The following is a 21,583-nucleotide window of genomic DNA, read 5'->3' on the forward strand; positions in this document are numbered from 1 at the left end:
AACGCCCACCATCATCCCATGCCGGCACCCCACCCACCGCCCTGCGCCGTGATCATGTACGTGATCATGAAGGCAAACCGGCGTATACGACCACTGAGCCGTCATGATCACGTACATGATCACCGGGTGGAGTGGGCCTGCTCCAGGGAGCGGAGCAGGTCGCGGCGGACCCGTTCGTACGGGTCGCCATGCTCCGGGTACGACACCGGCTGGTCCAGAGCGGTGTCGTCCAGCACCCGCGGCACGATCGTGGCCAACGCCTTCTCGACCTCCCGCGACAGCCCCGCGGCGCGGGCCATCGTCAGGTACTGGTGGTCCTGCAACCCGCGCCGGTAGTTCGCGAGCTGAATCGTCCCGATAGGCCCAGGTACGCCCCGGTCCTGCGCCGGGTGCAGCACCTCCTCGCCCGGGTAGACGAGCACGCCGTCGCCGTTCGCGAAGAAGCCGCGCCGGTTGAAGAACGTGATCGGCTCCGCCCACACGTTCTGGTCCCGCTCCCAGGCCGGGTTCGCCTGCCCGTTGTGCCGCCAGTGGTTCGCGTGCCAGTAGAAGTAGCGCGTGATCCCGTGCTTGAACGCCGCCCAGATCGTGGCTCGCGGGTCCGTCGCCGGGCTGTCGATCAGCGCCGAGCCGAGCTGCGGGCGCTGCCCGTTGTACGGGTGCATGTCGCGCCCCTCGGCCCGCAGCGCAGCCGCCACCGGGCTCGAGTACAGGTCGCCGACCGTGCCCCAGAGGTCGATCGCCTTGTTCGGGCCGTCCAACTCGGCGTCGTACGTGTGCGACACGAACACCGGCAGCGGCGCGCCGCTGGAGTGCACGGCCTCGCCGATCGAGCGGATGTACGGGAACTGGTCCGGGCTCGGCTCGTCCGGCATGTAGACGAACGTCTCGGCATCCGGCAGGTTCGCGCCCAGCCAGTCGGTCCACGGGCGGGCGTTCGCCGCGGCCTCCTCCGGCGTGTCGAAGTCCGCGCCGGGACCGTAGAACGTCCGCGGCACCAGCGTGTTGCCGACCCCGACGCCCGGGCCGTCGTACCCGTTCGCCGGCGTGAAGTCCGCGCCGCGGAAGCGGCCCAGCGCGGCGGAAGCGGTCGGGATGTCGTACGCATGCACGAACTCCACCCGGTTCCGGTGCGCGAACCGGTGGAACGCCGGGTCGAGGTTGCGGCCCTGGTACCGCTCGACCTGCGACGGCTCGTAGTAGATCATCGCGGTCAGGCTGTTCTCGTCCGGCAGCGTCACGTCGTACACGCGCAGGCTGATCGGCAGCCGCTTGACGACGCGGTCGGCGCGGACGGTGACGGTGCCGCGGTACGTGCCGGCGCGCGCGTCCTTCGGCACGTAGACGTCGAACCAGAACGCCTGGTTCGACCGCGGCGCGACGGTCAGCGGGAAGCCGCCGAGGCCCGCCTTCGCAGTCGACGGGATGAGCTGGACCGGCGTCGGGCCGAGCGGGTCGGCGGGCTCGGAAGGCGAGCCGGGCGGGACGATCCAGTCGGCGTTGGTGCGCTTGGTGACGTCCAGGTAGCCCTCGCTGAACGCCTGGATGTCGCGGCCGGCGTACTGCGTCGGGTCCTCGGCGGGTGGCCGGCTGGTGATCACGTGCCGGCCGCGCCTCAGCTCGGGCAGCGCGGCAGTGAGCTTCTCGATGCCGGCCGAGCCAGACTCCACCACGACCTGGAACGAGACGATCTCGTTCCGCGCGCCGAAGATCGCGATGTCGCGCCCGTTCCAGGCGGAGTTGCGGCGCTCGTTGGAGTTGGCGAGATCGTCGCGGTCGACCTTCTCGCCGTCGTTCACGGCCCAGATCGAGGCGACCGTACGACCGTGGCCGCTGTGGCCGGGCGCCGCGGCGGCCACTCCCGCCGAACCTGTCAGTGCCATGGCGCACACCAGCACACCGAACCGAAGTACCGAACCTCGTGTCATCGCGTCCCTCGCAAACCGGCACGGTCCCCGAGGGCATCCAACCACGAATGTCAGCTGGTCCTGATCTCCCGGCACAGTTCGGCCAAGGCGCGGTCGACGGCGGCGGAGACACCGGGGGCGTGCGGCGACGTGCCGTCGGCGAGGGAGACCAGCCACACCAGGTCGTCGGTCCCGGGCTTGCGGCGCGCGACCACCAGCGCCTGGCCGTGGCCGTCGAGGTCGACGCGGGTGTGGAGCACGTGCGACGCGGCGACCCGGTCGGCGACGAGCGTCGCGAGCTCGGGACTGCCGAGCGAGAACGTGAGCTTTGTCGGCGCACCGGGAAGAAGTCCGAGGATGGTGAGCGTTGAAGATTCCTGGTCCCAATGGGAACGCGCGATCTGCTCCCAGCCAATTCGCGTACTCGCCGTACGCAGACCCCAATAGAAAGCACGGTCAGTCACCATCACCGGCTTGGCGTCGGCCCAGCCTCTGGCGAGGATTCGCTCGGTCGGCAACAGCCCGACGAGCTCCCGTGCGTTGAGAAAGACGTTGGAGCGTTGATGAATCTTCGAGTAGAAGCCTCGGAGCAGACGTTGACCGAACGTCTGGCGAGCCAGCCGACCGGCGACAGTGAGGGTTGCCATCATTCGACCTCCAAAGCGTGGCTGCACATCTGAAGACACGAAGCGAGAATCGACTCGGTTCATTCCCGAAGAATTGTTTCCGTGCGTTATCCTCAGTCAGCGAAAATCGAACGAAAGAAATGCGGTTGAGAACCGCTCCCCGGACTTGCGAGGATCATCCCGTGGCAGAGACCAAGGCGATCGGCGTACGCGCGGCGTACGAGGCGATGCCCGAACGAGTGCGGTCCTGGGTCGAGCGCGAGCTCGGCTCGGCCGTGGTGAGCGCCGAGTCCCAGTCCGGCGGCTTCTCCCCCGGCGCGGCGGCCAGGCTGGTGACGGCGGACGGCACGCGGGCGTTCGTGAAGGCGGTGGGTCTGGAGCTCAACCCGGACTCGCCGGGCATCCACCGCGCCGAGCTCGCCGCGATGAGCGCGCTGCCGGAGACGCCATGGACGCCGCGCCTGCACGCGGGGTACGACGACGGCGACTGGGTCGCGTTGCTGCTGGAGGACATCGACGGCCGGCAGCCGCACCACCCGTGGACGGCGGACGACGTCGAGCAGGTCTTCGGGGCGCTGGGCGAGCTGTCGGCCGCGCTGACGCCCACGCCGTGGCCCGACGCGCCGCCGCTCGCCGAGCTGGACGCACCGTTCCTGTCCAGCTGGTCGACCATCGCCGCGGCGGTCCCGGACGACATCGATCCCTGGATCCGGGAGCATCTCGACGGACTGCTCGAGCTGCAGGACCGCGCCGCCGTCGCCACCCGGGGCAATGTCCTCACGCACTGGGACGTCCGCGCCGACAACGTACTGATCACGCCCACCAGCCGCGTGGTGTTCGTCGACTGGGCGTGGGCCTGCCAGGCCGCCGGCTGGGTGGACACCGTGGTCAGCGCGCTCGACCTGGTGATCAGTGGGTCCTCGGTGGACGCCGACGCGCTGTTGGCCAAGCATCGCGCGACAGCCGGCGCCGATCCCGACGACGTCACCGCGCTGATCGCCGCGATCGCCGGCGCGCTGGTCGAACGCTCCCGCACGCCAGCACCGCCTGGGCTGCCGACGATCCGGGAGTACCAGCGGAACGTCTCGACCGCGCTGCTGGAGTGGACCAAACGCCGCACCGGCTGGTGAGGCTCAGCGGGTGGCGCTGAGGAGCCAGCCGGGCATCGTGAACGATCCGGTCGTGCCGGCGTGGACGGTGGTCGGCTCGATCCGTACGTCGGTGAACCCGTCGGCGAACAGCTGCTCGAGTTGTTCCTTCGCTAGCCCGTGGTCGAACTCCGCCTCGTCGGACATCGACAGCAGGTGGAGGCTCGCGCCCGGGTCGCACACCCTGCGCAGCGTCGCGACGTAGGTCGGATGCTCGGGCCGCAGCAGGCTGTGCAGCAGGCCGGAGTCGAAGACCACGTCGAACGGGCCGAACTCCTCGGGCAGAGCCAGCGCGTCGGCCACGTGGAAGTCGACCGCGACTCCCCGTGCGGCCGCCTTCGCCCGGGCCTGCTCGATAGCGACCGCGGAGAAGTCGAACGCGGTGACCTGATGTCCCTTGCTGGCAAGGAGAATCGACAGCTCACCGGACCCACAGCCGGCGTCGAGGACCCGCTGCCCCTCGACGCCCGCCTCCACGACCGCCGCGAGCGCGGGCTGCGCCTGGCCGATCTCCCACGGCGGCGGCTTCCCGTCCTCGCCGCCGTACATCGCGTCGTACTCGCCGATCTCGTTTCGAGGCATGGCCTCAGCCTAAGCGCGCTCCTCTCACCGCGGCCGTGTCTCGGACCGGCCTACCGCATCCGAGGGGCGGCTGGACCGGGGCCGGCGTCGTCGGACAGGATGACAAGGGTGACCGAAGCCGACGCACGGGCGATCCCGTACGGCGCGACCGCACTTCGTCCGCACTGGCCCGACCTGCCCGAGCCGATCCGCGCCCGGATCGAGGAACGACTCGGCGACGTCGTCGTGGCTGTCGCGAGCCAGGGGTCGGGGTTCACGCACGGGTTCGCGTCGCGCCTCGTCTACGGCCGGGGGCGGAGGGCGTTCGTCAAGGCGGCCTCGGACGCGACTGGCCCGGTGATCGCGGACTGCTACCGCGCCGAGGCCCGCGTCGTACCCACCCTGCCGGCCGGAGTGCCAGCACCCGCACTGCGCTGGACGATCGAGGAATCCGGCTGGGTCGTGCTGTGCTTCGAGGACGTACCCGGCCGCCCGCCCCGGCGTCCCTGGGAGCCGAGCGAGCTCACCGCCGTCCTCACTGCTCTGACGCCGATGTCCGAGGCGCTCACGCCGGGACCGCCGGCGCTCGTCGTTCCGGACGCGCGGGACTGGCTGGCCGCCGACTTCGGCTACTGGCGCGACCTCGCCGACAGCGCCGAGCCGGGCGACAGCGAACGGATCGCCGACCTCGCCGTGCTCGAGGCCGCCGCCCTCGACGCGATCGCCGGTACGTCGGTGATCCACTGCGATCTGCGCGACGACAACGTGATCGTCGGCGACGACGGCAAGGTGTGGGTCTGCGACTGGAACTGGCCCAGCCGGGGCGCGCCCTGGGTCGACCTGTTGACGCTGCTGTTGTCGGCGGCGGGCGACGGGTACGACGCGGACGCGCTGTTCGCCGCGCACCCGTTGGGTGCCGATGTCGACCCGGACGCGGTCGACGCCGTGCTCGCCGCGTTGTGCGGCTACTTCGTTCGCTCGGCTCGCTCCGGGCCCGATGCCGCCTCGCCGCACCTGCGCAACCACCAGAGCTGGTACGCCGAAGCCACGATGAGCTGGCTCGCCCGGCGCCAAGGCTGGCATGGGTAAAGCCCTGCTCGCGGGTGGGCTCATCGGGGTCTACGGGCTTGGCGTCGCGTCCGCGCTCGATCCGCTCGACTCCTGGTCCGCGGGTGCGCTGGGGCTGGTCGCCATCGCCTCGTCGGTCGCCGTCGGCCTCGGCATCTTCCGGCTCACCAAGGGGGTCATGCTGCTCGGGCTGTCGATCCTCGCTGGCATGTTCGCCGCGACGACAGTGGCGAGCGTCGTTCCCGCGCTGGCGCTCGCGGAGTTCGGCGAGCGCGTCACCTGCCAGGTCGTCGAGTCGGGCGTCAAGGGATTCAAGGGTGCTGTCTTCGAGTACGTCGTGGTGTGTCCGGACGGGACGCCGGCGGTGGTGAGGACCAGCGCGTACGCGCGGGAGCTCGAGCGCGCCATTCCCAACGGTCAACCCCTGCAGGTGATTCGTGATGCCTCGGGGTGGTGGAGACCGGACACCGACCAGAGCAACGCGGTGGTGCGGGAGTCGCTGCCGCGCTGGCTCGGTGTGCTCGCGCTTCCGGTTGTCCTGCTGTACCCGGTGGCCTTCCCGACGGTTAGGCGAGCGGCGTCAGCCTGTCATTAGGGCTCGCGGAAAGCGGCTACCGACCGCTTCGCAACGCCGGTTTCGGACGTTCACCGCGCTCTCCCTCCAGCGTGGCTTCTGCACGAATCCTTATTCCTACCCCTACCCGCGTAGGGCCCAACCCGTAGGGGAAACCGGTTCCGCGCGTCATCCTCAGGTGTGAAGGAATGTCCTACTGAGGTGGACTACGTTCGTGCCGTGACTGTGATCACCATCGAACGCCTCACCAAACGCTTCCCGACCGTGACGGCTCTGGACCAGCTGACCGTGACGATCGGCGCCGGCGTCACCGGCCTGGTCGGCGCGAACGGCGCGGGCAAGTCGACGCTGATCAAGATCCTGCTCGGGCTGCTCCCCGCGACCGAGGGCTCGGCGAGTGTGCTCGGGCTCGACGTCGTCGAGGAGGCCTGGCAGATCCGCGGCCGCGTCGGCTACATGCCCGAGCACGACTGCCTGCCGCCGGACGTCTCCGCGACCGAGTTCGTCGTGCACATGGCGCGGATGTCCGGGTTACCGCCGGACGCGGCGCGCGAACGTACGGCCGACACGTTGCGACACGTAGGGCTGTACGAGGAGCGCTACCGCGCGATCGGCGGCTACTCGACCGGCATGCGGCAGCGGGTGAAGCTCGCACAGGCGTTGGTGCACGACCCGCAGCTCGTCTTCCTGGACGAGCCGACGAACGGCCTCGACCCGGCCGGCCGCGACGAGATGTTGGGCTTGATTCGCCGGATCGGCGCGGAGTTTGGCATCTCGGTGCTGGTGACGTCGCACCTGCTGGGCGAGCTGGAACGGATCGCCGACCAGGTCGTGATCATCGACGCGGGCCGGTTGCTGCGCGCGTCGACGACAGCGGACTTCACCCGCACCACGCAGGTCATGTCGGTCGAGGTCACCGATCTGCCGGACGCGAACGGACGCGACCGCCTGGGTGCCGCGCTGACGTCCGCGGGGCTCACGGTGTGGCCGGAAGGTCAACTGCTGCAGGTGAACATCGTCGACGAGGGCACGTTCGACGTCGTACGCGACACGACCGCGGACCTCGGTCTCGGGCTAGTGCGGATGCAACAGGGCCGGCACCGGATGGACGAGGTGTTCCGCGACGAGGAGGAAGGGGTGACCCGTGTCGGTTGAGCAATCGCTGCCGCGGCAGCCGTCCGGGGTCATCCACGACATCGGCTATCGGCGGTACGAGGGACAGCGGCTCGGGCGTGGGTACGCCGTTCGGTCGTTGTTCGTGCAGAGCTTGCGGAACGCGTTCGGGCTCGGGCGAACGGCGAAGTCGAAGGTGCTGCCGATCGCGCTGCTGGGGGTGATTCTCCTTCCTGCTGTGGTGATCGACGCGGTGACGATCCTGCAGGGCACCGGCGAGCAGCTGATCCCGTACACGCGGTACATCATCTTCACCCAGGTGATCATCGCGATCTTCGTCGCTGCGCAGGCTCCGGCTCTCTTCTCGCGGGATCTGCGTTTTCGTACGGTGTCGTTGTACTTCTCGCGTCCGCTGACTCGACTCGACTATGTGGTGGCGAAGTTCGGGGCGCTGACGACCGCGTTGCTGATCTTGATGACGCTGCCGCTGCTGGTGTTGTACGGCGGCGGGTTGCTGGCGAAGCTGCCGTTCGGCACGCAGACGAAGAACTTCCTGCTCGCGTTCGCGGGCGCCCTGATCTTCTCGTTGATTCTCGCAGGTGTCGGAAGTGTCCTTGCCTCGTTGACGAAACGTCGCGGCTTCGGCGTGGCGGCGATCATCGCTGCCTTGACGGTGCCGTACGCCGCGGTGACCGCGATCCAGGGCATCGCCCAGGAGCTCAGCGACACGCCTGGGCTGGCGAGTTGGGCCGGACTGTTCTCCCCGACCACGTTGCTGGACGGCGTTCAGGTTGCGTTGCTGGGCGCGGACTCGTCCAGCCCGATACCGCCGCCTGCCGGGTTCGCGGGTGGCGCGGTGTTCGTCCTCGTCGCTCTCGTGGTGATCGCGGGCTCGTTCGGTCTGTTGTTGGTCCGGTACCGGAAGGTGGCCGCGGAATGAGCGTGCTGACGATCGACCGAGTGTCGCGCTGGTACGGCAACGTCGTGGCGGTGAACGACATCTCGATGACGATCGGCCCTGGCGTGACGGGGCTGCTGGGTCCCAACGGGGCTGGGAAGTCGACGCTGATCCACATGATGGGCGGCTTCCTCGCGCCGTCGGCCGGCACCGTGACGCTGGACGGCGTGACGGTGTGGCGGAATCACGCGATCTATCGGCAGATCGGGCTGGTGCCGGAGCGCGAGGCTCTGTACGACAACCTGACGGGCTGGAAGTTCGTTCTCGCCAACGCGAAACTGCACGGACTGTCGTCGCCTGAGGACGCGACGCGGAAGGCGATCGCGCTGGTGGAGATGGAGTACGCACAGGACCGCGAGGTCGGGCAGTACTCGAAGGGCATGAAGCAGCGCATCAAGATGGCGACGGCACTGGTGCACGATCCGTCGGTGTTGCTGCTCGACGAACCGTTCAATGGCATGGACCCGCGGCAGCGGCTGCACCTGATGGATCTGCTGCGCCAGTTGGGCACGCAGGGTCGGACGGTCCTGTTCTCCTCGCACATCCTGGAGGAGGTCGAGCAGGTCGCGTCGCAGATCGAGGTGGTCGTAGCGGGTCGGCACGCGGCGTCGGGTGACTTCCGGCAGATCCGCCGGCTGATGACGGATCGCCCACACCAGTACGTGATTCGTTCGTCCGACGACCGCGCTTTGGCGTCGGCTTTGATCGCGGACGGCTCGTCGGCGGCGGTGTCGTTGTCCGCGTCGGACGGCGGCGGCGGTGTGCTGCGGGTGGAGGCGGTCGACTTCGCGCGCTTCACCTGGCTGCTGCCGCAGGTGGCACGGCGTTCCGGCATCCGGCTCTACGAGGTCTCGCCCGCGGACGAGTCGCTCGAGAGCGTGTTCTCGTACCTCATCACGGCTTAGGACGGTTCTCTTTATGAATGCCACGATCGCGTCGCTGACCGCGAGTGTCGTCCTGGGCAAGCGCCGGGCGTTGTTCTTGTTCATCCTGCCGGGGTTGCTGATCGCGATGGCGGTGGGAATCCGCGTGGCGGCAGGGGCCGACTCGTCGATCGCCGCGACGGTGTTGCAGACGTTCGCGGTAGGAACGGTGGTCCCGTTGCTGGGGCTGATCGCGGGGACGGGAGTGATCGGGTCGGAGATCGACGACGGCTCGATCGTGTACGTGCTGGCCAAGCCGATCCCGCGGCCGATGATCGTGCTGACGAAGCTGCTGGTGGCTGTGGGAACGCTGGTCGTCTTCGCCGCGGTGCCGGTGCTGATCGCCGGAGTGGTGCTGGCCGGTCTGACGGACGGCATCGCTGTGGCCTTCACCGTGGGCGCGCTACTGGCCTCGATCGCCTACGCAGCCTTGTTCTTGCTGCTGGCAGTGCTGACCCGGCACGCGGTGGTGGTGGGCCTGCTGTACGCGCTGATCTGGGAGTCGCTGGTGGGCTCCTTCGTCCCGGGCGCGCGAACCCTGTCGATCCAGCAGTGGGCCATGTCCCTGACCGACCGGCTGGTGTCGGGCGACGCTGGGGCCACGATCGAGGCAACAGTGCAACCCCTGGTCGCCGCCATCCTCCTGCTAGTGGTGACAGTCGGAGCGACCTGGTTCGCCGGCCAACGCCTCCGCTCACTGACCCTCACCGACGCCGAGTAGCCCCGCGGATGAGCGCGAAGACTTTTGGTCGCTATAGCGCTAATAATCTTCGCCCTAACGACGATAGCGACGGCCACTGGAGGTGGCCGGGAGTGGCCGCGGCAGATGAGTGGTGGGGCGCGGGCGGGTCATTGGAACGCGAGCGCCGCTGCTCGAACCGGGTCGCCACGGAGCACGGGTGACCCGCCCCGGCCCGCAGCTTCTAACACGTCCCCGCCACCCCGGGAACAGTTCCGCGGGCAAGGCCTGCTTGCCCCAGGTCCGCTGCCGTGCTCGCGTCGCGTGTGGGGCTTCTCCCAGGTTTCTTGATGCTTTGGATGAAGCCGGGTGTGGGGCGGCCATTGCCAGATAAGGTGCGGCGCGGTAGGCCCTCTTCTGCGCCGAGGTGGACGATGTCGACTCTTCGATTGCTTGCTCTCGCAGCACTCCTAGGCACCCTGTTCGCCGTACCACAGAGCGCGGCGAGTGCGGCCGCTGACCGGATCACGGGCATGGTGGCCGACTACTCCGGCGGCAACACGATCGGGGCCGAGCTGCGCGAGAAGATGCCCAGAGCAGACGGCTACAAGCACATCGATGTCGAGCGCACCATCCGCAAGCTCCAAGAGCTCAACGTCAACTCCTACCTCTTCCTCATCTGGCGCTCCCCCGCCGACTGGGGCGACCTCGCCCGGTTCCTTCCACAGGCACGCCAAGCTGGCGTCGACGTCTGGGTCTACCTCGTCCCACCCAGCGAATGCTTCGCCCCCGGCACCCCCGACCGGTGCTCGTACCCCTACAAAACCGACTACATCGCCTGGGCCAAGGCCATCGCCAACCTCAGCCGGCAGCACGCCAACCTCGCGGGCTGGATGATCGACGACTTCGGCCACAACCTCGAGGGCAGTGGCCGCAAGCCGTCCTTCACCCCGGCATACCTCGGTCAGATCCAAGCGGCCGCCAAGGCGATCAACAAAGACCTCCCGTTCCTCCCCCTCCTCTACACCTACCAAGTCACCAAGGACTTCCTCGACAAGTACGCAGGCTTCATCGACGGCATCACGCTCGCCTACAAGGACGATCCCGCCCGCAACACCGTCATGACGCACACCCTCCGCCCGCAGCTCGACGGCGTCCTCAAGACCATCGCCCCCTACGACATGCCCGTCGTCCTCATGCTGTACGCCGGCCGCTACACCGCCTCCCCACTCCTCCCCAGTACGCCGTACGTGAGAACGGTGATCGACCAGGGCCTCGGCTACCTCCAACGCAAGCAGACCGCCGGCATCGTCGCGTACGGCGTGCAGTTCGACGGCGCATCGGCCCAGCAGACCGAACGGAAAGCCAAGACCGGCAACGGCAGACTCAGCCTCGCGCTCGCCAGCCACGTCGCCACGCCGGGGCTGAACTACATCGAAGCCAGCCAAACCGTCCGCTTCTCCACCACCACGAACCAGCACAAGGTCACCTTCGCGCACCGAGACCACCGCGGAACGACAGGCACCAACGGCCAACACCAGATGCAGCTCCTGCTCGACAACCAAGTCGTCTGGACCCGAACCGTAAGCGACGAAACGGGCAGCTGGCAGACCACCACCGTCGACCTCACCCAAGCAGCCAAGGGCAAGAGCACCGCCAAGCTCGCCTTCCGCCTCACCAACACCACCCCGGTCGTCAACTCCGCCGTCGACATCGCCATCGACGACCTCACAGGCCAAGGCCTCACCATCCGCAATCCGGGCTTCGAGGACGCCACCATCTGGCAGCTCGCCAGGTACGGCGGCCGCTACGTCGTGGGCATCGACATCTACGACCCGCAACGCCCGCGCCACACGTTCGAGCTGATCCAGCAGCGGTTCGCGCCCTACGAATAGCTTGACCCTGACGCAGCGTCAGCCCCTCATGCTGGCGGCATGAGCACCCCTCCAGCGATCCACGTGCAAGGCCTCGAGAAGTCGTACAAGGACCTGCACGTCCTGCGCGGCGTCGACTTCGACGTGGCGCGCGGCAGCATCTTCGCCCTCCTGGGCTCGAACGGCGCGGGCAAGACCACCGTGGTGAGGATCCTGTCCACGCTCCTCAGAGCCGACACCGGAACCGCCCAAGTACAAGGCTTCGACGTCGCGACCCAGGCCGCCGACGTACGGGAGTCCATCAGCCTCACCGGCCAGTTCGCCGCCGTCGACGAGATCCTCACCGGCCGCGAGAACCTCGTCCTCGTCGCAAAACTGAGGCACCTCGAAGACCCCGGCACCATCGCCGACGGCCTCCTCGACCGCTTCTCACTGCGGGAGGCGGGCAGCCGGCGCGTCTCGACGTACTCCGGTGGCATGCGTCGCCGCCTCGACATCGCGATGAGCCTGATCGGGAACCCATCGGTCATCTTCCTCGACGAGCCGACAGCCGGCCTCGACCCGCAGGCGCGCATCGAGGTGTGGCAGGCCGTCAAAGAGCTCGCCAACGGCGGCACGACCGTGCTGCTCACCACCCAGTACCTCGACGAGGCCGAGCAGCTCGCCGACCGGATCGCGATCCTCCATCTGGGCCGGATCATCGTGAACGGGACCCTCGCCGAGCTCAAACAGCTGCTGCCGCCCGCCCAGGTCGAGTACGTCGAGAAGCAGCCGTCGCTCGAGGACGTCTTCCTCGCCGTCGTCGGCGACACCAAGAAGCAGGGATAAGCCAATGGCCACGTACTTCCTCGCCGACACCGCCGTCCTCACCGAACGAACCCTCCGGCACGTCACCCGCAGCCTCGACACCATCATCACCACCGCCATCACCCCGATCGCGATGATGCTGCTGTTCGTCTTCGTGTTCGGCGGCGCGATCGACACCGGGTCCGTCTCGTACGTGAACTACATGCTCCCCGGCATCCTGCTCATCACGATCGCGTCGGGCATCTCGTACACGACGATGCGGCTCTTCACCGACCTGCAGAGCGGGATCTTCGAACGATTCCAATCCATGCCGATCGCAAGATCGGGCGTGCTCTGGGCACATGTCCTGACCTCGTTGGTCGCCAACGTGATCTCGCTCGCCGTCGTCATCGCCGTCGCCCTCGTCATGGGCTTCCGCTCAGGGGCAGGCGTGCTGGCGTGGCTCGCGGTCGCCGGCATCCTCATCCTGTTCACGCTCGCGCTGACCTGGATCTCGGTCATCCCCGGCCTCACCGCGAAAAGCGTGGACGGCGCGAGCGCGTACGCCTACCCGCTCATCTTCCTGCCGTTCATCAGCTCAGCCTTCGTACCCACCGAAACCATGCCCGGCCCCGTCCGTGTCTTCGCCGAGAACCAGCCGGTGACCTCGATCGTCAACACGATCCGCGCCCTGCTCACCGAGCAACCCGTGGATGCCGACCTCTGGATCGCGCTGGCGTGGTGCGGAGGCATCCTCGTCGTTGCGTACGTGTTCGCCACGATCTCCTACCGGCGCAGGATCTCCTGAGCCGGCGCGTCGAGGGCAGGATGAGCACATGCTGACGATCGGTCAACTGGCGGCGTACGCCGGCGTCACCGTGCGGGCGGTCCGGCACTACCACCAGATCGGGCTCCTGCCCGAGCCGGAGCGGGACGACTCGGGCTACCGCCGGTACGGCCCCACGGCGGTCGTGTCCCTGGTTAAGATCCGCACCCTCGCCAACGCCGGCGTGCCGTTGTCGCAGATCGCGCTGATGCTCCAGGCCGACGCGTCGACGTTCGCCGAGGCGGTCGAGAAGATCGACTACCACCTGCGCGACGAGATCGAACGGCTGCAGACCAGCCGCAAGCAGATCGCGCGGCTCACCGCCGGGGACAGCGTCGCGCTACCGCCGGAGGTGGACCGCTACCTCGACCGGCTTCGCGAGATCGGCGCGTCGGAACGGATGGTGCAGGGCGAACGGGACGGCTGGATCCTGGTCGCGGCTTGCTGGCCCGACCGTTTCGCCGAGATCATGCCCTCGAAGTTCGCCCAGCTCGAAGACCCGCAGCTCGTACGGCTCTATCGGCTCCTGTCGGAGATCATCGACGAGGCCGACTCGGTGGACGACCCGCGGCTGGCCGAAGCCGCCGACCTCATGGCCGCCATGGCCGAGCAGGCCGACGCGGCCGGTGAGCTCGACTACGTCGGCTTGGCGAAGGACGACCCGGCGATCGCTTTGCTGGACGCCTTTCCCCTCGAGGCCGATCCGCGGTCGGAGCGGATGGTGGAGCTGATGCGCGAACGTGGCTGGACCGGCTGGACCCGCCCGGAACGGATCGCGCCTCCGTCCTAGCCGCGAGCCTTCGTCTGGCGGTGGGTTCGACCGGTCCGGCCCGGCCCTGGGGCCAACGATCATGTTTACATGATCATTGGCCCCTCTACGTGGGGTGGACGCCAGGTAGAGAGGCCGCTGGCCGGGTAAGGCGACCACGACGCTTCACCCACGGAGTGCCCTCCTGCTCAGATCACTCGAGACGTCGCCGTCCCAAAGTTTCCCAAGCAGGACAGGCACTTCCGTGCATCACGGACCAATGTCGCCCAGCGAGTCGTGAAATCTCGACGCTAGCGGCCTACTCCCCCACGACCTGGCGATCCGCGGACGAGAACGCGATGACGAAGATCGCCTGGTCGTCGCCGACGTTGCGGGCGTTGTGCAGGACGCCGGCGGGGATGCTGATGGTGTCGCCCGGACCCATCTGCCTGAGGTTGTCGCCGTCGGAGTGCTCGATCGTCCCCTGCAGCACGTGCAGCACCTCGTCGCAGTTCGGGTGGTAGTGCCGCGGGTTGGCCTTGCCCGGGTCGATGTAGCAGCGGCCGACGGTCATCGTGGTCGAGTTGCCGAGCCTGCCCGCGATCATCCACTCGAGCCGTCCGAACTCGGTCTCCTCGACCTCGCGCGTCGCGGCGGGAGCCAGGTGAGCGGTGGTGTCCGACATCAGGATTCCTTCGCAATCTCGAGAGTGACGACTTCGCCCGCGGGTGTTCGCTGGTAGGCCTCGAACAGTCGCATGATGTTCAGCGCGTCGTCGAGCGTACCTTTCACCGGCGCGGTTCCGGAGAGCACGCTCTCGCAGAAGTGCAGGACCTCCGGCACGTAGCCGAGATAGAAGAGGTTCTTGTTGTAGAGCACGCCGAGAGAGAACTCCGGCTCCCAGCTCAGCGGCGCCACGGCGTCGTCCACGACGAAAGAACTGGTCCGCCCGTACGGAAGTCGCGCGCCGGGGCGGTAGTACGTCACCCGAACGGTGTTGTCGACCACGACGTTCGCATCGTGTCCCACGACTTCCAGCCGCTCCAGGGGCGACGTCTGGGCCAGGCCGGCGGTCAGATGGAGGGTCCCGACCGCACCGTTGGCGAACCGCAGGCTCGCCACCGAGGCACCGTTGCGCGGCTCCCACTCGTACGAGAACCGCTGCACCGGCCCGAGCAGGTGCGTCAACACCGCACCCGGGTGGTAGATGTGGTCGAGAAACCCGCGCATCGCGTGCAGGTCGCCGCGCTGCTCGAACGGCGGCAGCGACTGCGGATAGCGGACCGAAATGGATGACACGTCACCGAACTCGTCCGACGAGATGATCTCCTTCACCTTCGTCACTGCCGGGGTGAAGATCTTCTTCAACCCTGTCAGGACGAACTTGCCCGCTGTCGCAGCCGCCTCCTTGAGCTCGAGGATCTCGGCCACGCTCGCCGCGGTCGGTTTCTCCATCCAGACATGGAGTCCCGCTCGCAGGCAGTCCAGCGCGAGGTCGGTCGCCTGCACCCGCCCGGTGGCGTCGTCGTACGCCGTGACGATGAACACCGCGTCGAGCTCCTCCTGCTCGAGCATCGCCCGGTGGTCGGAGTACGCGCGCGTCGCGCCGAACATCCGTGCGTACGTCTCCGCCCGCTCCTTGCGCACATCGCACACCGCGCGCAGGTCGATCGGCGCGTACTGGAACGTCGGATAGACGTTCCGATAGGAGTGGTCCCCCGCTCCGATGTACGCGATCCGGATCCGTTCGTCGTACTCGTACTGGTAGCGCACTGTCTCCATGCCATTCCTCTACTTGACGGCGCCCGCGACCAGGCCACGGGTGAAGGACCGTTGCAACAGAACGTAGACGAGGATCGACGGGATCATCGCCAACACCATGCCCGCGAACAGCGCGCCGTAGTCGGAGCTGTACTGGGACTGGAACTGCACCAGCCCGAGCGGGATCGTCCGCGTGTTCTCGCCGATGAGCAGCAGCAGCGCGAGCTGGTACTCGTTCCACGCGCCCAGGAAGCTGAAGACCGCGACCGCGAGCACCGCCGGCTTGGCCAGCGGCAGCATCACTCGGAGGAACACCTTCCAGTCCGAGGCGCCGTCGATCGTCGCGGCCTCGACGAGCTCGTGCGGCAGGTCGCGGAAGAAGTTGCGCATGAGGAACGCGCCGAGCGGAACGCCGCCCGCGACGAGTACGAGGACCAGCCCGACGCGGCTGTCGACGAGGTTCATCGCCCGCATCTGGTAGAAGATCGGCACCACGATCGCCTCGAACGGCAGCGTCAGCACGAGCACGTAGACGTAGAACACCCAGCTGTTGCGGGCGTTCGACAGCTTGCCGAACGCGTACCCCGCCGGGCAGGTCACCGCCACGGTCAGCACCGTCGCCGCGACCGCGATCAGCGCGCTGTTGAAGAAGTAGCTGCCGAAGTCGCCTTCGTTCCACACCGTCGCGAAGTTCTGCCACCGCCACTGCGCGGGCAGCCCGAGCGCGTCGCCGAAGATCTCCGTCTCGCTCTTGAACGCGCTCAACACGACCCAGACGAACGGCACGAACGTCAACGCCGTAAGGACTGTCAGCGGAACGACGAGCAGCAGCGTGTTGCCGATGCGAGGTCTCACCTGTCCGCCTTCCGGTCGCGCCAACGGTTGAACGCGAACGTGATCGCCAGCGCGATCACCGCGATCGACATTCCCGCCGCGCTCGCGACGCCGATGTCGCCGGTCTGGAACGCCTTCCGCCACACGTACACCGCCGCCAGCTCACTCGCCCGCGCCGGACCGCCTTCTGTCATTGCCCAAACGGTGCCGAAGCCCTTCAGCGCGCTGATGAACGCGAGCACGCCGACGAGGCTGATCGTGTTGTGCAGCGCGGGCCAGGTGACGTTCCAGAACCGTTGCCACGCGTTCGCGCCGTCGATCCGCGCGACCTCGTACAGCGCGGGATCGACGGCCTGCATGCTGGCGAGGAAGATCACCAGGTAGAAGCCGTACGCGTGCCACGCGCTCGCGATGCCGGCCGCGGGGAGGGCGAGCTCCGGCGTGCCTAGCCAGGGTCGGGTGAGGGCGTCGAGGCCGATGCCGGTGAGGAACTCGTTCAACAGGCCGACGGTCGGGTGGTAGAGCTGGCTCCAGATCACTCCGACGACCGCGAGCGAGAGCACCTGCGGGAGGAACGCGATGCCACGGATCGCGGTGCGGAACCGGTTCCACTTGACCTCGTTGATCAATGCGGCCATCAGCAACCCGCCGCCGGCGGCGAGGACGACGTGCATGACCCACCAGATCACTGTTCTGCCCAGTGCCTGGTAGAAGATCGGGTCGGTCCAGAGCTTCGCGTAGTTGTCGAGCCAGGCGCGGTGCATGACCGGCGCGACGCCGTCCCAGGTGTAGACGCTCAGCTGGACGCCGCGCAGCAATGGGAGGAGAACGAAGACGGCGAGCAGGACGAACGAGGGCGCGAGCATCGTCGCCCACAACAACGTCCGCCCGCGTGGAGGTTTCCTCGGACTCCTCGTGCGAGTCAGCGGCGCCGCAAGGGTCGCTTGTGCGGTCATCGGCGGGCTCCGTTCCTCGCGGTGACCAGCTCACGTTGGACGTCGGCCATGGCCTGCTGCGGCGTCAGGCTGCCGGTGATGATCCCTTGCACTGCTTGGTACCAGGCGTCCTTCGCGGTGTCGGGCAGGTAGACGCTCGGGTTGTAGCCGGTGCCGGCGCGGGACTTGGCGAAGCCGTCGGCGACGATCGGATGCATCGTGATGCCTGCCGGCAGCTTGAGCGACGGGACCAGTGTCAACCCGTTCTTGGCAGCGAGCCTCAGGTAGTCCTCCGACGAGATCCAGTCGAGCCACGCGGCGACGGCCGAGCGGGCCTTCGTCGCGTTGTTGACGACCCAGCTCACCGCCAGGCCCGCGGTGGGAAGAGCGGGCATGCCCGCTTCGGTCGGCGGCATCGGGAACGCGCCGAGGTGGTCGACCTTCTCGCCGTCGTACGCGGCATCCGCGACCTGGCTCTGCGGAACGACGATCATCGCCGCACTTCCCTTGAGGAACGCGGCGTTCGCCTGCTCGCCGTCGAGCGCCGCGGCCTGCCGCCCGTCGAGGTAACCGGCGTCGAGCAGGTCCTTCAGCAACTGACCGCCTTGCACGATGGACGGATCGTCGAACGCGCCGTCGCCGTAGATCACCTCGGTCATCAGCTCGCGACCCGCGGCCGCCTGTACGAGCGAGCCGAGCAGCCAGCCGCCGGCGAAGTTGTCCCGCACCCCGGCGACGATGGGTGACACGTCACCCTTCTTGAGCGCCGCACAGGTGTCAAGGAAGCCTTGCCAGGTCGTCGGGACTGTGGCGCCGTGCTTCGCGAACAGGTCCTTGTTGTAGTAGACCTGGAAGACGTCGAGCCCCTCGACGACCTCGTAGATCTTCCCCTCCGGCCCGGACCTGGTCTGCTCGATGACGGCGTCCTGGTAGCGCTCGGCGAAGCCCGTGCGCGCCAGGACGTCGTCCAGCGGAGCGATGAGCCCGTTCCTCGCCAGCAGGCCCACTCGACCTGGACCGGAGTTGACGAGAATGACGTCCGGACTGCGACCTGAACGCAGCAACGTCTGAGCGCTGCCCTCCTCGAACGAGACGCCGCCCTCGGTGTAGGCCGCTGTCAACCCGGGGTTGCGCTGCCGGAACTCGCCCAACACGGCATCGGTGTACGGATATCTGCCGGCGAGGATGCGCAACCGCTTCGAGCTGTCCTCCGGCCCGCTCCCGCTGCTCCCGCCTCCCGGCGCCGCGACGGTCGCGCAGCCCGGCAGCAGCGCCAGCCCAGCGGCGGCAAGCAGCTGCCTTCGACGCATGATCTGCCTCTCGTCGGTCGCGGATTGGCGCTAGATTGGCAGCGCGACGACGTCGCAGCCATAGCCAATGACGAGAAATTGGATCCTGATGCGTTTCTCCGCTGACCAGCTGGCCCGGATGCTCGTGGAGTCCGGGGCTCGTTCCGGCCCGCTGCACGCGCAGCTGAGCCAGGGCTTGCGCGAGCTGATCGAGCTCGGCGAGCTGCCGATCGGCGCCACGCTGCCGGCGGAACGGGCACTGGCCAGCGCACTGTCGGTGAGCAGGACGACCGTGGTGACCGCGTACCAGTCGCTCAGCCAGGAGGGACGGCTCGAGCGGCGGCAGGGCAGCGGCACTCGGGTGCGCGCCGCCGTGCAGGAGGTCGAGCGCGAGACGGTGTCGTCGCACGTACTGGCCGGCGACCACGCGGCGGCGCAGTTCCTGAACGGGCCACTCGCGACCATCGACTTCGCGACCGCGGCGCTCCCCTGCCTGCCGGTGGTGGCGGACACCGCCGCCGCGATCGGGCGCGAGGAGTACCTCCAGCTCGGCCAGCAGCACCACGGCTACCACCCCCGCGGGCTGCCGGCGCTGCGCGAACGGCTGGCGCGCTGGTACACCGAGGACGGCCTGCCGACGACCGCCGAGCAGATCCTCGTGACGAGCGGCGCGCAGCAGGCGGTGGAGTTGGTCACGCAGGGCTGCCTGCAGGCCGGGGACAGCGTGGTCGTGGAGGAGCCGACGTACCGCGGCGCGCTGGAGGCGTTCGCGCTGGCCGGTTGCCGGGTCCGTTCGGTCGCGTCGGACGCGCACGGGATGGACGTCGCCGCGCTGGCTCGGCTGAGCGCGCCGCGGCTCGTCTATGCGCAGTCGACGCTGCAGAACCCGGCCGGCACCGTGCTCGCGCCCGACCGGGCGCGACGGCTGGTGAAGCTGGCCGAGGACGAGCACGTCGTGGTCGTCGACGACACCGCGCTCGCGGGCACCGCGTTCGAGCCGGCGCGGTCGCGGCCGCTGGCGACGTACGGCGACTCCGAACGCATCCTGACGATCGGCTCGCTGAGCAAGCTGTTCTGGGGTGGGCTGCGGCTGGGCTGGATCCGAGGCGCTTCCCGGACGATCTCGCGGCTGGCGCAGATGAAGGGGATCACCGATCTCGGGACGTCGCTGGTGTCGCAGCAGATCGGGCTGCATCTGCTCGACCAGGTGTCGTTGGCGCGTTCCTCGCGGCGGTCCGAGCTGGTCGAGGGTTTGGCGGACCTGACCGCTCTGCTGGCGGAGTCCCTGCCGTCGTGGACCTGGGTTCCGCCGCGGGGTGGTGCGTCGCTGTGGGTACGGCTGCCTGGGGCGGACACGACGCAGTTCGCGCAGGTCGCGCTGCGGTTCGGGGTCGCGATCCTGCCTGGGGCGGTGTTCTCGGCGAGCGGCGGGCTGACCGAGCACACCCGTCTGCCGTACGCGGTGCCGCCGGCGGTGCTGCGGGCCGGGGTGCACCGGCTGGCGCGGGCCTGGGCGGCGTACCTTGGAGACGCGCGCAGCTCGGTGCCGGTGGTGTCGCTCACGACCTGACTTGGGTGGTCTGTCGCCCGGCTGGTAGGCTGTGCGTTCGCGCGTCCGGGTGGTTGTGTCGTCTGGTGCGCTCTCCGAATCCAACGACGTTCAATCGAGGCTAAAGCTCCGTGGCGAACATCAAGTCCCAGATCAAGCGGATCAAGCAGAACGAGAAGGCCCGCCAGCGCAACAAGGCGGTCAAGTCCTCGCTGCGGACCGCGCTGCGCAACTTCCGCGACGCCGCCGAGAGCGGTGCGGAGAACGCGCAGGAGCTCGCGCGCACGGCCGCGAAGAAGCTGGATGTGGCCGTCTCCAAGGGCGTGATCCACAAGAACCAGGCAGCGAACAAGAAGTCCGCGGTCGCCAAGCGCGCCGCAGCCGCCGCCAAGTAGGCGAGGCTTTCGCGCCGTTCCCAGGCGCCGAGTCCCCCTCGAGGGACGCGGCGCCTTTTGGCGTTTGCCGACTTGTCGGTGGGAGCCCTCGCCGTGGCCAGGCCGAGCCGCCGAGCCTGACCGCTTTGGATGAAGGGCACCTTCATCCAAGCGGTCGGCCGATCCGCTTGGTGCTGTCCAATCCCGTGATCATGAACGTGATCATGAAGCCGAACTGGTCGTATACGCCGGGTTTGCCTTCATGATCACGTTCATGATCACAGGGCCGGGTTGAGGTCGTGTGGGGGCTCTGCCTCGAGGGGTTGGATGAAGGTCACCTCCATCCAATGCGTGGCGGGGGCTGGTTGGGTCGGGGGCACCCTGGTCCGAACCTACGGGACTAGGGTGCCCCCGACCCAGACCGACTAGGCACGTTTCACGGTCCCCTGGGACGCGCCGGCTTGTTGGATGAAGGTGCCCTTCATCCAACGGGACGCGGGCAGAACGATGCGCGGCGCGTTCGAGGTCGCCACGTCCTCTTTGGCCGGCCATCCCCCGACCCTCACCACCGCTGCGCGGCGCGTTCGAGGTCACCGCCTCTTTGGCGGCCATTCCCTCGACGCTCACCACCGCTCGGGCATCTCCCCGCACCGCCCCGCTTGGTTATCCCCGCACCGCCCGGTCGGCCATCCCCCATCGCCGCTCGGCCGCCGTCCCCTTTGGCCCGCCTTTACCCTCGACCCTCACCCTCCGGCCGGGCATCTCCTCGACCGCCGCTCAGTTGTCCCGGCACCGCCCGGTCGGCCATCCCCCGCCACCGGTCGGCCGACGCCCCATCGGTCGGCCCCTCGACCTTCCGTCGGTCATCCCCCGCCACCGGTCGGCCGACGCCCCATCGGTCGGCCCTCGACCTTCCGTCGGTCATCCCCTATCGGACCAGCTGCTTCTCACCCATCAGTTGGCCGTCGTCGATGGCTCGATGGCTCATCGGATTGCTGCTGTTCTTGGCGGGTGGGCTCGATTGATCTTTCTCGAGCTGTCCTTGAATGG

Annotated in this window: 21 protein-coding genes; 13 read left to right on the plus strand and 8 right to left on the minus strand. The window is 68.3% G+C overall.

The genetic code is table 11. The annotated features are described in order from the left end of the window. Positions 1-119: 119 nt before the first annotated feature. A complete protein-coding gene (locus JOD67_RS29300) occupies positions 120-1,883 on the minus strand; it encodes a DUF4091 domain-containing protein (protein ID WP_205120928.1) in 1,764 nt (587 codons plus the stop codon). 95 nt (positions 1,884-1,978) lie between these two features. Then, positions 1,979-2,554 (minus strand): hypothetical protein, encoded by a 576-nt coding sequence (locus tag JOD67_RS29305; protein ID WP_205120929.1) that lies wholly within the window; start codon positions 2,552-2,554, stop codon positions 1,979-1,981. A 161-nt stretch (positions 2,555-2,715) separates the two neighbouring features. Between JOD67_RS29305 and JOD67_RS29310 the strand changes: the two genes are divergently transcribed. After that, a complete protein-coding gene (locus tag JOD67_RS29310) occupies positions 2,716-3,663 on the plus strand; it encodes an aminoglycoside phosphotransferase family protein (protein ID WP_205120930.1) in 948 nt (315 codons plus the stop codon). Positions 3,664-3,666: 3 nt separating this feature from the next. Here JOD67_RS29310 and JOD67_RS29315 read toward each other — a convergent pair whose 3' ends face one another. After that, positions 3,667-4,263: a class I SAM-dependent methyltransferase gene (locus JOD67_RS29315; protein ID WP_205120931.1), complete on the minus strand. Its 597-nt coding sequence runs from the start codon at positions 4,261-4,263 to the stop codon at positions 3,667-3,669. A 108-nt stretch (positions 4,264-4,371) separates the two neighbouring features. Here JOD67_RS29315 and JOD67_RS29320 point away from each other — a divergent pair, with 108 nt between their 5' ends. The 10 genes from JOD67_RS29320 (at position 4,372) to JOD67_RS29365 (ending at position 13,833) form a co-directional block, all read left to right on the plus strand. Then, complete coding sequence (locus tag JOD67_RS29320; RefSeq protein WP_205120932.1) at positions 4,372-5,331, plus strand: phosphotransferase family protein; 960 nt, start codon at positions 4,372-4,374, stop codon at positions 5,329-5,331. After that, complete coding sequence (locus JOD67_RS29325; protein WP_205120933.1) at positions 5,324-5,905, plus strand: hypothetical protein; 582 nt, start codon at positions 5,324-5,326, stop codon at positions 5,903-5,905. Before JOD67_RS29320 ends, JOD67_RS29325 begins: the two co-directional genes overlap by 8 nt. Positions 5,906-6,103: 198 nt before the next feature. Next, positions 6,104-7,039 carry an ABC transporter ATP-binding protein gene (locus JOD67_RS29330; protein WP_307782597.1) on the plus strand — a complete coding sequence of 312 codons (936 nt, stop codon included), beginning with the start codon at positions 6,104-6,106 and terminating at the stop codon, positions 7,037-7,039. Continuing rightward, the gene (locus JOD67_RS29335) at positions 7,029-7,937 is read left to right on the plus strand and encodes an ABC transporter permease (protein WP_205120935.1); all 909 of its coding nucleotides are present in this window, start codon (positions 7,029-7,031) and stop codon (positions 7,935-7,937) included. Before JOD67_RS29330 ends, JOD67_RS29335 begins: the two co-directional genes overlap by 11 nt. Beyond that, a complete protein-coding gene (locus tag JOD67_RS29340) occupies positions 7,934-8,860 on the plus strand; it encodes an ABC transporter ATP-binding protein (protein ID WP_205120936.1) in 927 nt (308 codons plus the stop codon). Before JOD67_RS29335 ends, JOD67_RS29340 begins: the two co-directional genes overlap by 4 nt. Positions 8,861-8,873: 13 nt before the next feature. Beyond that, the gene (locus JOD67_RS29345; protein WP_205120937.1) at positions 8,874-9,599 is read left to right on the plus strand and encodes an ABC transporter permease subunit; all 726 of its coding nucleotides are present in this window, start codon (positions 8,874-8,876) and stop codon (positions 9,597-9,599) included. 392 nt (positions 9,600-9,991) lie between these two features. Next, positions 9,992-11,452, plus strand: coding sequence for a hypothetical protein (locus JOD67_RS29350; RefSeq protein WP_205120938.1), 1,461 nt, complete (start codon positions 9,992-9,994; stop codon positions 11,450-11,452). Positions 11,453-11,491: 39 nt separating this feature from the next. Next, on the plus strand, positions 11,492-12,259 hold the full coding sequence (locus JOD67_RS29355; RefSeq protein ID WP_205120939.1) for an ABC transporter ATP-binding protein: 768 nt from the start codon (positions 11,492-11,494) through the stop codon (positions 12,257-12,259). A 4-nt stretch (positions 12,260-12,263) separates the two neighbouring features. Continuing rightward, positions 12,264-13,025 (plus strand): ABC transporter permease, encoded by a 762-nt coding sequence (locus JOD67_RS29360; RefSeq protein WP_205120940.1) that lies wholly within the window; start codon positions 12,264-12,266, stop codon positions 13,023-13,025. A 28-nt stretch (positions 13,026-13,053) separates the two neighbouring features. Further along, positions 13,054-13,833 carry a helix-turn-helix domain-containing protein gene (locus tag JOD67_RS29365; protein WP_205120941.1) on the plus strand — a complete coding sequence of 260 codons (780 nt, stop codon included), beginning with the start codon at positions 13,054-13,056 and terminating at the stop codon, positions 13,831-13,833. A 277-nt stretch (positions 13,834-14,110) separates the two neighbouring features. Here JOD67_RS29365 and JOD67_RS29370 read toward each other — a convergent pair whose 3' ends face one another. The 5 genes from JOD67_RS29370 to JOD67_RS29390 are packed head-to-tail and all read right to left on the minus strand — an operon-like array spanning position 14,111 to position 18,631. Further along, on the minus strand, positions 14,111-14,476 hold the full coding sequence (locus tag JOD67_RS29370; RefSeq protein WP_205120942.1) for a cupin domain-containing protein: 366 nt from the start codon (positions 14,474-14,476) through the stop codon (positions 14,111-14,113). Then, entirely contained in the window at positions 14,476-15,573 is a 1,098-nt protein-coding gene (locus JOD67_RS29375; protein ID WP_205120943.1) for a Gfo/Idh/MocA family protein, read from the minus strand. Before JOD67_RS29375 ends, JOD67_RS29370 begins: the two co-directional genes overlap by 1 nt. A gap of 9 nt (positions 15,574-15,582) precedes the next feature. Next, entirely contained in the window at positions 15,583-16,407 is an 825-nt protein-coding gene (locus JOD67_RS29380; RefSeq protein ID WP_205120944.1) for a carbohydrate ABC transporter permease, read from the minus strand. Continuing rightward, on the minus strand, positions 16,404-17,342 hold the full coding sequence (locus tag JOD67_RS29385) for a carbohydrate ABC transporter permease (RefSeq protein WP_205120945.1): 939 nt from the start codon (positions 17,340-17,342) through the stop codon (positions 16,404-16,406). Before JOD67_RS29385 ends, JOD67_RS29380 begins: the two co-directional genes overlap by 4 nt. Beyond that, positions 17,339-18,631: an ABC transporter substrate-binding protein gene (locus JOD67_RS29390; RefSeq protein ID WP_205120946.1), complete on the minus strand. Its 1,293-nt coding sequence runs from the start codon at positions 18,629-18,631 to the stop codon at positions 17,339-17,341. The genes JOD67_RS29385 and JOD67_RS29390 overlap by 4 nt, the downstream gene beginning before the upstream one ends. An 88-nt stretch (positions 18,632-18,719) precedes the next feature. Between JOD67_RS29390 and JOD67_RS29395 the strand changes: the two genes are divergently transcribed. Further along, entirely contained in the window at positions 18,720-20,180 is a 1,461-nt protein-coding gene (locus JOD67_RS29395) for an aminotransferase-like domain-containing protein (protein ID WP_205120947.1), read from the plus strand. A 110-nt stretch (positions 20,181-20,290) separates the two neighbouring features. Then, a complete protein-coding gene (gene rpsT / locus JOD67_RS29400; RefSeq protein ID WP_205120948.1) occupies positions 20,291-20,554 on the plus strand; it encodes a 30S ribosomal protein S20 in 264 nt (87 codons plus the stop codon). Positions 20,555-21,583: the final 1,029 nt, after the last annotated feature.

The organism is Tenggerimyces flavus (genome assembly GCF_016907715.1).
Taxonomy (GTDB): domain Bacteria; phylum Actinomycetota; class Actinomycetes; order Propionibacteriales; family Actinopolymorphaceae; genus Tenggerimyces; species Tenggerimyces flavus.

What these genes read in the sequence shown, in the direction of transcription:
- JOD67_RS29385 (WP_205120945.1), bottom strand. Translation starts at nt 17,342, where the DNA reads ATGACCGCACAAGCGACCCTTGCGGCGCCGCTGACTCGCACGAGGAGT.
- JOD67_RS29355 (WP_205120939.1), top strand. Translation starts at nt 11,492, where the DNA reads ATGAGCACCCCTCCAGCGATCCACGTGCAAGGCCTCGAGAAGTCGTAC.
- JOD67_RS29360 (WP_205120940.1), top strand. Translation starts at nt 12,264, where the DNA reads ATGGCCACGTACTTCCTCGCCGACACCGCCGTCCTCACCGAACGAACC.
- JOD67_RS29345 (WP_205120937.1), top strand. Translation starts at nt 8,874, where the DNA reads ATGAATGCCACGATCGCGTCGCTGACCGCGAGTGTCGTCCTGGGCAAG.
- JOD67_RS29350 (WP_205120938.1), top strand. Translation starts at nt 9,992, where the DNA reads ATGTCGACTCTTCGATTGCTTGCTCTCGCAGCACTCCTAGGCACCCTG.
- JOD67_RS29305 (WP_205120929.1), bottom strand. Translation starts at nt 2,554, where the DNA reads ATGGCAACCCTCACTGTCGCCGGTCGGCTGGCTCGCCAGACGTTCGGT.
- JOD67_RS29395 (WP_205120947.1), top strand. Translation starts at nt 18,720, where the DNA reads ATGCGTTTCTCCGCTGACCAGCTGGCCCGGATGCTCGTGGAGTCCGGG.
- JOD67_RS29325 (WP_205120933.1), top strand. Translation starts at nt 5,324, where the DNA reads ATGGGTAAAGCCCTGCTCGCGGGTGGGCTCATCGGGGTCTACGGGCTT.
- JOD67_RS29300 (WP_205120928.1), bottom strand. Translation starts at nt 1,883, where the DNA reads ATGGCACTGACAGGTTCGGCGGGAGTGGCCGCCGCGGCGCCCGGCCAC.
- JOD67_RS29365 (WP_205120941.1), top strand. Translation starts at nt 13,054, where the DNA reads ATGCTGACGATCGGTCAACTGGCGGCGTACGCCGGCGTCACCGTGCGG.
- JOD67_RS29390 (WP_205120946.1), bottom strand. Translation starts at nt 18,631, where the DNA reads ATGCGTCGAAGGCAGCTGCTTGCCGCCGCTGGGCTGGCGCTGCTGCCG.
- JOD67_RS29370 (WP_205120942.1), bottom strand. Translation starts at nt 14,476, where the DNA reads ATGTCGGACACCACCGCTCACCTGGCTCCCGCCGCGACGCGCGAGGTC.
- JOD67_RS29315 (WP_205120931.1), bottom strand. Translation starts at nt 4,263, where the DNA reads ATGCCTCGAAACGAGATCGGCGAGTACGACGCGATGTACGGCGGCGAG.
- JOD67_RS29340 (WP_205120936.1), top strand. Translation starts at nt 7,934, where the DNA reads ATGAGCGTGCTGACGATCGACCGAGTGTCGCGCTGGTACGGCAACGTC.
- JOD67_RS29375 (WP_205120943.1), bottom strand. Translation starts at nt 15,573, where the DNA reads ATGGAGACAGTGCGCTACCAGTACGAGTACGACGAACGGATCCGGATC.